We start from the raw sequence: 8,776 nt of genomic DNA, 5'->3' as shown, positions 1-8,776 counted from the left end.
GCCCAGCACCGCCTGCAGCGCGGTGCGGCGGGTGGCGCCCGCATCGGTGGTGTGGCCCGGCAGCAGGGCATGGGCATCGGTGTGGAGGTCGTCATTGAGCATGGGGGCTTCTCCGAAAAAAGGGAAAAAGGGACGAGCCCCGCAGTCTAGGGCTTGCTGCGGGGTTTTGCAGGCCCATGGCTGCAGCCCCTGGGCCTGCGCCCTGGCAGCGTCAATGCGCCTGCTGGGGTTTACCGCAGGGCGGCATTTTCGGGTATGGAAATTGGGACGGCACTGCTAGACTTTCCACGAACCGCCCGGCGCTTGCCGTGCGCGCCCCCGCCAACCGACTCCGTGCCCGCCAAGTAAACCAGCCCCCAGCCCCTGCGACTGCCCCACTGCATGCCACGCACCACGCCCCCTACCCTGCCGCGCGGACACCTGCTGGCGTTGCTGGTGGCGGGGTTTTGTGGTGCTGGCGGCTTGGCAATGCTGACCTGGGCACTGGCCAGCCGGTCCATGGATCTGGCGACCCGCATTGCATCCACGTTCGCAGGGGCCGGGTTGGTGGCCAGCGCCGTGCTGTCATGGTGGCTGGTGCGGCAGGTGTTGGCGCTGCGCGCCAAGGCCAGCGAGGCCCAGGCTGCGGCCCAGCGTGCCACCACCCAGCTGTCGGCCACACTCGACATCCTGCCGGACGGACTGGCCATCTATGACGCCGATGACCGCCTGGTGCTGTGCAACGCCCAGTACCGCGAGGTGAACAAGGGCACCTCGATGGCCGTCGAATACGGCACACTGTTCGAGGAGGTGCTGCGCCGCGCGGCGCGCTCAGGTCACATTGTTGACGCACAGCCTGATGTAGACACCTGGCTGGCCCACCGCATGGCCCGCCACCGCGCACCTGATCTGCCAGAAGTGCAGGAGGTCGAGGGCGACCGCTGGATGCGGATCAGCGAACGTCTCACCGAAGAGGGTGGCGTGGTGGTGCTGCGCGCCGACATCACCGACGTCGTGCACAAGGAGCGCGCCCTCAAGCAGGCGCTGCACAATGCCGAGCGCGCCGAACGCAGCCTGCGCGAGGCCGTCAACGCCATGCCCGCCGGACTCGAAATCTATGACGAAAACGACCGCCTGGTGCTGTGCAACGATCAGATGGCACGCCTGCGCCCGCACCTGCCGGTGGCCGACTCACTGGGCAAGACCTACGAAGAACTGCTGCGCGCAGGCCTGCGCCACGGCATTCCCCAAGAGGCCCGTGGCCAGGAAGAGCTGTGGCTGGCGCACGAAATGGCACTTCGCGGCCACCGACCTGGCCCAGAGGTACGCCACTACCCGGACGGCGCCTGGATGCATATGCACGAAAGCCGCACGCCGTCGGGCATGACGGTGGTCGTGCGCCTGGACATCAGCGACCTGATCGAGCAGCGCCACAAGGTAGATGCCGCCCGTCAAGAGAACCTGCGCATCAGGCAACTGCTTGAGCGAGCGGTCGAGGCCCTGCCCGTCAGCATCGAGATTTTTGATGAGCAGGACCGCCTGGTGCTTTTCAACCAGCAGCTCACGCGCATGTACCCGTACATGAACTACTCAGAGCACCTGGGCAAGGGCTTTGCCGACATCCTGCGCTACTCGGTCGAACGGGGCCTGATCCCCTCGGCCCAAGGCCGCGAGGAGGCCTGGATCGCCGAGCGCCTGTCCGAACACGGCAGCCGCACATCTACCCTGGTGCAACGCCTGACCGACGGGCGCTGGATCAACATCTATGAAACCCGCACCCCCGAGAACTACGTGGTGACGGTGCGCCTGGACATCACCGATCTGATCGAGCAACGCCAGGCCCTGGAAAGCGCCCAGGAGGCCGCACAGCAGGCGCGCCAGCAGCTGCAGGACGCCGTGGAATCACTGCCCGAAGGGTTTGCCCTTTTTGACGCCGACGACAAACTGGTGGTTTGCAACGCGCAGTACCGCAGGCTCTACCCCATCGCGGCACCCGTGATCGTGCCGGGCAACACATTCGAGCAGATTGCACGCTATGGCGCCGAGCGGGGCCAGTACCTGGACGCGGTGGGCAACGAAGAGAGCTGGGTTGCGCAGCGCGTGGCTGACCACCGCGCGGCCAACCAGGCTGTTCTGCAACGCCTGCCCGACGGTCGCTGGCTGCAGGCCGACGAGCGGCGCACGCCGCAGGGCGGCATTGCCGGTGTACGCACCGATGTGACCCAGCTGGTGCGCAAGGAGCAGGAGCTGGCGTCCGCCAATGCCAAACTGGCACTGTTGTCCACCACCGATGGCGTGACCGGAATCAGCAACCGGCGCCGCTTTGACGAACGGTTGGCCGCCGAGTGGATGCGCTGTTGCCGCCACCACCTGCCGCTCGCCGTTGTCATGTTCGACATCGACCACTTCAAGCTCTACAACGACCACTATGGCCACCTGGCTGGCGACGAATGCCTGCGCCGCGTGGCACAGCTCATGCAGGGCAACATCCGCCGTGCAGACGAGATCGCCGCACGATATGGCGGCGAAGAGTTTGTGCTGCTGCTGCCCGACGCCACCGTGGCCGACGCAGTGACGGCAGCCCGGCGCTGCATGGACAGCCTGCGCGAGGCCGCCCTGGCACATCCCAGCTCGCCCACGGCGTCCATCGTCACGCTCAGCGCGGGCGTGGCCAGCATGGTGCCGCGCCCCGAAGCCCAGTCAGACAGCCTGGTGCAGGCCGCCGACGCGGCCCTGTACCGCGCCAAAAATAGCGGTCGCAACCGCCTGGAAGTGTTTGAGCAGGCGCCCTCCTGATGCAGGTGCACCGAGCGATCCGGGCGCGCCAGACTGACGTGGCCCACCGCCTGTAGCGGCCCTGCCCCAGCCACCGCGCTCCTGACTAATTCCCCTCCACCATCGCCAGACTGCCAGGCACCACATCACGGTAGGCATGGCGCGACAGCGCAGCGGCCAGCACCTGTGATGGGTTGACCAGCGTGAGCTCCGGCAGCCCGGCATGCACCGACAAAGCCAACGGGATCTCGGTGCAGCCCATGATGAGAATGGACACCCCGTGGCGTTGATGCAGCGCCAGGGCCACCGCTTCGAACCGCTGGCGCGCCAGCGCAAAGTCGCCCGCCTTCACCCCGTCGTAGATGCCCTGCATCAGCAGCTTGCGCTCGCTGGCATCGGGCACAAAACAATCAATACCGCAGCGCTCCAGCTCGCCCTGGTACAGCCCGGCTTCGTACGCTCCCTGGGTGGCAAGCAGCCCCACACCTCGCACCTGCTGGCGGGCCAGCCCGGCCACCACCTCTTGCACCCCATGGAGCACCTCCATCTGCGGAAACCGCTGCTGCAACAGGCCGTGCCAGGCGTGCGCCGTGTTGCATGCGATGGCAACCACCCGCGCGCCCAATGCGGCAAGGCGACCGGTGGCCTGCAACATGGAGTCGGCGGGCTGGTGCGCGCCAGGCCGGGTGTCGTGCAGAGCCGCCGTGCGGTCCGGGATGGGGACCTGCGCCAGCCAATGCTCGGGGTAAGCCTGGTCGTGCACAGGAATGCCCAACGCGCCCATATGGTCCGTGCAGGCCTGTACGAACAGGCGAACAAAATCGGCTCCAGCAGCAGGGCCCATGCCGCCCAGAATCCCCACTACCTGCGGGGCCCGGCGGCCGCTCGCGCTGGTGGCCAAGGGGGTAAAAGGGGCACTGGGGGTCATGAGCCTTGCACTCACAGTGCGGGCTTGTCGCTCTGCGCCACCAGGTTCTCGCGCAGCTCACGGCCCATGGGCAGGTTCAGGTTCTGGTTGCGTGGGGGCACGGGCGACATGAACCACTTGCTGTAAAGCTTTTCGAACTCGCCCGACTTCATCATCCCGCCGATCACACCATTGACCAGCGCCTGAAACTGAGGGTCGTCCTTGCGCAGCATGCAGGCATAGGGCTCCACCTGCAGCGAATCGCCCACCACCTCCCAATCGCCCGGGTTACGCTGATTGCCCAGCAAGCCAAACAACAGGATGTCGTCCATTGCAAACGCCTCCGCCCGGCCGCTGTCCACCAGCAGCACGGCGTCGTCATGGTCCTTGCCCAGCACGATGTCCAGGCCCAGGTTGTGGTCGCGGCTGAATTTGCGGATCACCTGGGCATTGGTGGTGCCCGAAGTGCTGGCCACTTTCTTCCTGGCCAGATCGGCGTAGTTCTTCACGCCCGAGGTCTTCTTGGTCAGCAGGCGCGTGCCGGTATAGAAGTGATTGATGGCGAACTGCACATCCTTGGACCGCGCCGTGTTGTTGGTGGTGGAGCCGCACTCCAGGTCGATGGTGCCGTTGGTCAGAAGCGGAATGCGGTTCTGCGAGGTCACCGCCTGCAGTTCCACCTTGATGGCGGGGTTATTCAGGCGCTTCTTTACCGCATCCACCACCGCGTTGGAAATATCCACCGAGAACCCCACAGGCATGCCCGGGCCCGCCAGGTAACTGAAGGGAACCGACGACTCGCGGTACGCCAGAGTGATCTTGCCCGTGTCGGCAATCTTCTTGAGGGTGTCGGCACTGACCACGGTGCAGGCCAGCAGGCCGACCGCCACAAGGGCAGCAGAAGTGACGGCGGAGAGCTTCATGGGAATCCCTTTGCAAAAGCAGGTAAACGGGTGAATGAAAAAGCAGAACGCAGGGGCACTGTAAAAACTCGCGGCGCCGTAGAACAATTCATTCGCGGGGGTGCGGCATGATGAAAAGTTATGGCCTTTTTGCGGTGCACAACACTGCACCAAATTGCTTCAGCACGCACCATTTGCGCCATGCCCCATGCAAAGGGCAGGCCCGGGACGAGTGGGGCTAAGGCACATAACTTACCGGCATAGGCAGGCATGGCATTGGCATTGTTCAAAGTGCGGCCAGCGCCCTACATTGGCCTGCAATCAGTCACCCCCACTCCCCACAAGATGCAGGTATGTGTATTGGGCGCAGGCATTGTTGGCCTGGCCACAGCGTATGAGCTCCAGCAGCGCGGTCTGCAGGTCACCATCATCGACCAGGCACAGCCTGGCACTGGAGCCAGCGGAGGCAACGGCGCCCAGCTCAGCTACAGCTATGTGCAACCCCTGGCCGATGCCAGCATCTGGCGACAGCTGCCCCGCCTGCTGCTGTCGCCCAGTTCCCCGCTCAAACTGCGTCCGCAATGGGACATGCACCAGTGGCACTGGGGCCTTGCGTTTCTGCGCGCCTGCAACCGACACACGTCCGAACGCAGCACCGAACGCCTGCTGGCCCTGGCCGCGCTGAGCCGCCACCGGCTTGAAGCCATGCTGCAGTCCGAATCCATCGACTGCGACTTCTCCCGCACCGGAAAGCTGGTGCTGTACGACACGCCCAAGGGCCTGGCCGCCGCCCAGCGGCAGATGGAACTGCAGCGGGCCTGGGGCAGCCAGCAGCAGGCGGTGTCGGCCGCACGCTGTGCCGAGATTGAACCCGCGCTGCAGCACTACCAGCAACATATTGCGGGCGCCATCTACACGCCCAGCGAATGCGCGGCCGACTGCCTCAAGGTTTGCCAAGGCCTGCAAGCCGTGCTCGCCGCACGCGGCGTGCGCTTTCTTCTGGGCACCCAGGTGCAGGGCTTTGTACGCCAGGGCCAGCGCATTGCTGCCGTGCAGACCAACGCCGGTACGATCGATGCCGAGCAGTTTGTGCTGGCCCTGGGCAGCCACAGCCACCTGGTGGCACGCACGCTGGGGCTTCGCCTGCCGGTCTATCCGCTCAAGGGCTACAGCATCACGCTCGATACCGCAGAAGCCTCGTCCGCCCACGGCGCGGTGCCCCGCGTCAACGTGACCGACGCCGCCCGCAAGGTGGTTTTTGCGCGCATCGGCCAGCGCCTGCGCGTGGCTGGCATGGCCGAACTGGTAGGGCACGATGCGCGCATCCCGCCTGCACGCATCGAGAGCCTGTGCCACGCCACACGCACGCTGTTCCCGGGCTGCTGCCAATTTGAAGAACTGCGCCCCTGGACAGGCATGCGCCCCGCCACGCCCACCGGCCTGCCGATGGTGGGCACGCATGCCAGTGGCCCCGACAACCTGCTGCTCAATACCGGCCATGGTTCACTGGGCTTCACACTGGCGTTTGGCACGGCGGCGCAAGTCGCAGAGCTTCTGGCCCCTGCCTGAGCCCCCCAGGCACCGCCCCCGTACGCTACTCCACGTCGGGCAAATCCACCGAGGCCATGGTCTCGCCTACTGCCTGGCGCATGCACTGCGTCATGGCGCTGGCCAGCAGCGAACTGGGCCGATTGACGGTGCGCAATGACTTGATCGGCACCGCAATGTGGGGCGCCAGCGCCAGCACATCCACCTTGCCGCGGTCGGCCGATGCAGCCGTGCAGGTGTCCACCACCGCCACCGCATGGCCGTGGTGCGCCAATGCCAGCGCGGCGTGGTAGGTCTGCACCGTGATCGCCGTCTGCAGGCCCACCCCGGCCTCGCGGCAGGCGTGGTTGACCACCGTGCCAATGGGATCACGCACATCCAGCCGCACCACGGGCGTGTCGACCAGGTCGGCCAGATGCACCACGCCCGCATCCACCAGCGCAGCCCCCAGCATGCCCTTGGGCGCCACACACACCATGCGCCCATCGGCCAAGTGCTCCTGCGTGAGCGCAGGGTGGGCGATGGCGCTAAACACAAAGCCCACATCCGCCTCCTGCAACACCAGGGCCGACACGATCTGCGGAGAATGGAGCGCGTCAATGGTCACCTTCACATCCGGGTGCTTTTTGCGAAAGAACCGCAGCGCACGCGGCAGCACCTCGTAGCTCAGTGCCAGCACGCTCAGGATGTGCAGCTCGCCCTCGCGCTGATCGCCCTTGAGGCTCTTGGCAAGTCGCTGTACATCGTCCAGCTGGGTGAACAGGCGCTCGATGTGCGGGTACAAGGTCTGCGCCTCGGTAGTGGGCACCAGCTTGCCTTTAAGGCGGTGAAACAGCGGAAAGCCCAGCTGCAGTTCAGCATGTGCCAGGATGCGGCTGACCGCAGGCTGCGTGACATTGATGAGGCGAGCCGCCGCACTCACGCTGCCGGTGAGCATGACGGCGTTGAAAACTTCTATGTGGCGAAGGCGCATGGGTTGAGAACCTGTTCAATGTCTTTTAGAGGTCGCACCAGTGTCCCTCTGGGGTGGGATGCCAAGCGGGCCTTGGACAGACTCCAAAGATGCAAGGAACAGACCAGATGCGCAATCCTTGCATCCACCCATTAAGAGACCGCGCGCTCAGGCCGCGCCTGCAAGCAACGCAGATGGCTACAGCGACATCGACGGCCGCGCCGCCATCGCCGCGCGCCAGCGCAGCAGGTGCGGGTGTTGCTCGCCCGGCTTGTGCTTGACCACACGGGCAAAGTCCACCGCCACCACCGCTGTGATGTCGGCCACGCTGAAGCGGTCGGTGGCAATGAAGTCGCGGTGCGCCAGATGTTCGTTGAGCAGTTGGAAGAACTGCCCCACGCGCACCAGCCCGCGCTCGGCCAGGGCCGGGATTTGCGGGTAGTCCACCGCGCCGGGCAGCGCCCGGTTGGCCATGGCGGGCGCGCTGTTGCGCAGCGCCTCGGCAATGGCCTGCAGACCCTCAAACTCCATGCGCCAGTTCCAGCTCGCAATCTCGGCCTTTTCTGCGGGCGTTTCGCCCAGCAGTGCAGGCTGCGGGTAGCGCGCCTCCACATACGCGGTGATGGCCGCGTTGTCGGTCAGCAGCAAACCGTCTTCGGTGCGCAGCGCGGGCACGGTGCATTGCGGGTTGATCTGGCGGTAGGCCTCGCCCAGTTGCTCGCCATTGCGCAGGTCCACCTGCACGGTGTCGTGGGCCACACCCTTTTCTGCCAGCAGGATACGCGCACGGCGCGGGCTGGGCGCCGTGGCGCAGTCATACAAAGTAATCATGGTGACGCCTTGCAAAAAAACACTCAGTGTGCGGGGGAAGAAGCTGCTGCCGCCGCCTCGATCTTGTCCTGCGTCTTGGTGTCAAAGTCGCTCGCGTCATGCCGCTCGCGCAACTGGCTGGCCAGATCGCCCTGCACCCGGTTCACCTTGCGCCCCCGCTGCACTGCCGGGCGCTTGGCAATCTGCTCGGCCCAGCGCACCACATGCGTGTATTCGTGCACCTGCAAAAACTCGCCCGCGTTGTAGGCCTGCCCTTTCACCAACAAGCCATACCAGGGCCAGATCGCGATGTCCGCCACCGTGTACTCATCGCCCGCCACGTATTCGGTCACGGCCAGGCGCTGGTTCAGCACATCGAGCTGGCGCTTGGCCTCCATCGCATAGCGGTCAATCGCGTACTCGATCATGACCGGCGCGTAGGCATAAAAATGCCCAAACCCGCCGCCCACAAACGGCGCACTGCCCATCTGCCAAAACAGCCAAGACAGGCACTCGGCCCGCGCCGCGCCATCCTTGGGCAAAAAGGCGCTGCCGAACTTCTCGGCCAGGTACATCAGGATGGCGCCAGACTCGAACACCCGCACCGGGTTGGCGGGGTCGGTGCGGTCCAGCAGCGCCGGGATCTTTGAATTGGGGTTCACAGACACAAACCCGCTGCCAAACTGCGCCCCCTCGTTGATGCGAATCAGCCACGCGTCGTACTCCGCCCCGCTGTGGCCCAGCGCCAGCAGCTCTTCCAGCATCACCGTCACCTTCACACCATTGGGCGTACCCAGCGAATACAGCTGCAGCGGGTGCTTGCCTACAGGCAGCTCTTTATCGTGCGTGGCGCCTGCAATGGGCCGATTGATGCTGGCGAACTGGCCGCCGTTTTCCTTGTTC

7 protein-coding genes are annotated in these 8,776 nt (G+C 65.4%); 2 read left to right on the top strand and 5 right to left on the bottom strand.

Annotation, left to right across the window (positions count from 1 at the left end; translation table 11 throughout):
- Window positions 1-381: 381 nt before the first annotated feature.
- The gene (locus DBR12_RS19480; protein ID WP_108618746.1) at window positions 382-2,775 is read left to right on the top strand and encodes a GGDEF domain-containing protein; all 2,394 of its coding nucleotides are present in this window, start codon (window positions 382-384) and stop codon (window positions 2,773-2,775) included.
- A gap of 85 nt (window positions 2,776-2,860) precedes the next feature.
- On the opposite strand, the gene DBR12_RS19475 is transcribed toward DBR12_RS19480, so the two are convergent.
- Window positions 2,861-3,682, bottom strand: coding sequence for an aspartate/glutamate racemase family protein (locus tag DBR12_RS19475; RefSeq protein WP_108618745.1), 822 nt, complete (start codon window positions 3,680-3,682; stop codon window positions 2,861-2,863).
- A gap of 11 nt (window positions 3,683-3,693) precedes the next feature.
- On the bottom strand, window positions 3,694-4,584 hold the full coding sequence (locus DBR12_RS19470) for an amino acid ABC transporter substrate-binding protein (RefSeq protein ID WP_108618744.1): 891 nt from the start codon (window positions 4,582-4,584) through the stop codon (window positions 3,694-3,696).
- Between the two features lie 324 nt (window positions 4,585-4,908).
- Here DBR12_RS19470 and DBR12_RS19465 point away from each other — a divergent pair, with 324 nt between their 5' ends.
- On the top strand, window positions 4,909-6,132 hold the full coding sequence (locus DBR12_RS19465) for a D-amino acid dehydrogenase (RefSeq protein WP_199226730.1): 1,224 nt from the start codon (window positions 4,909-4,911) through the stop codon (window positions 6,130-6,132).
- A gap of 25 nt (window positions 6,133-6,157) precedes the next feature.
- On the opposite strand, the gene DBR12_RS19460 is transcribed toward DBR12_RS19465, so the two are convergent.
- From DBR12_RS19460 to yghU, 3 genes are all read right to left on the bottom strand, one after another.
- On the bottom strand, window positions 6,158-7,084 hold the full coding sequence (locus DBR12_RS19460; protein WP_108618743.1) for a LysR family transcriptional regulator: 927 nt from the start codon (window positions 7,082-7,084) through the stop codon (window positions 6,158-6,160).
- Between the two features lie 177 nt (window positions 7,085-7,261).
- The gene (locus DBR12_RS19455; protein ID WP_108618742.1) at window positions 7,262-7,894 is read right to left on the bottom strand and encodes a glutathione S-transferase family protein; all 633 of its coding nucleotides are present in this window, start codon (window positions 7,892-7,894) and stop codon (window positions 7,262-7,264) included.
- A 23-nt stretch (window positions 7,895-7,917) separates the two neighbouring features.
- The coding region (gene yghU / locus DBR12_RS19450) for a glutathione-dependent disulfide-bond oxidoreductase (RefSeq protein WP_108618741.1) at window positions 7,918-8,776 on the bottom strand (859 nt) is incomplete at its 5' end.

The organism is Acidovorax sp. HMWF029 (genome assembly GCF_003060895.1).
Lineage (GTDB): Bacteria > Pseudomonadota > Gammaproteobacteria > Burkholderiales > Burkholderiaceae_C > Acidovorax.
Note: the sequence above shows the minus strand (reverse complement) of the source record. Positions and strands in the feature narration are given on the sequence as shown.

Coding starts and splice junctions, on each gene's coding strand:
- DBR12_RS19480 (WP_108618746.1), top strand. CDS start 382: ATGCCACGCACCACGCCCCCTACCCTGCCGCGCGGACACCTGCTGGCG.
- DBR12_RS19475 (WP_108618745.1), bottom strand. CDS start 3,682: ATGACCCCCAGTGCCCCTTTTACCCCCTTGGCCACCAGCGCGAGCGGC.
- DBR12_RS19470 (WP_108618744.1), bottom strand. CDS start 4,584: ATGAAGCTCTCCGCCGTCACTTCTGCTGCCCTTGTGGCGGTCGGCCTG.
- DBR12_RS19455 (WP_108618742.1), bottom strand. CDS start 7,894: ATGATTACTTTGTATGACTGCGCCACGGCGCCCAGCCCGCGCCGTGCG.
- DBR12_RS19465 (WP_199226730.1), top strand. CDS start 4,909: ATGCAGGTATGTGTATTGGGCGCAGGCATTGTTGGCCTGGCCACAGCG.
- DBR12_RS19460 (WP_108618743.1), bottom strand. CDS start 7,084: ATGCGCCTTCGCCACATAGAAGTTTTCAACGCCGTCATGCTCACCGGC.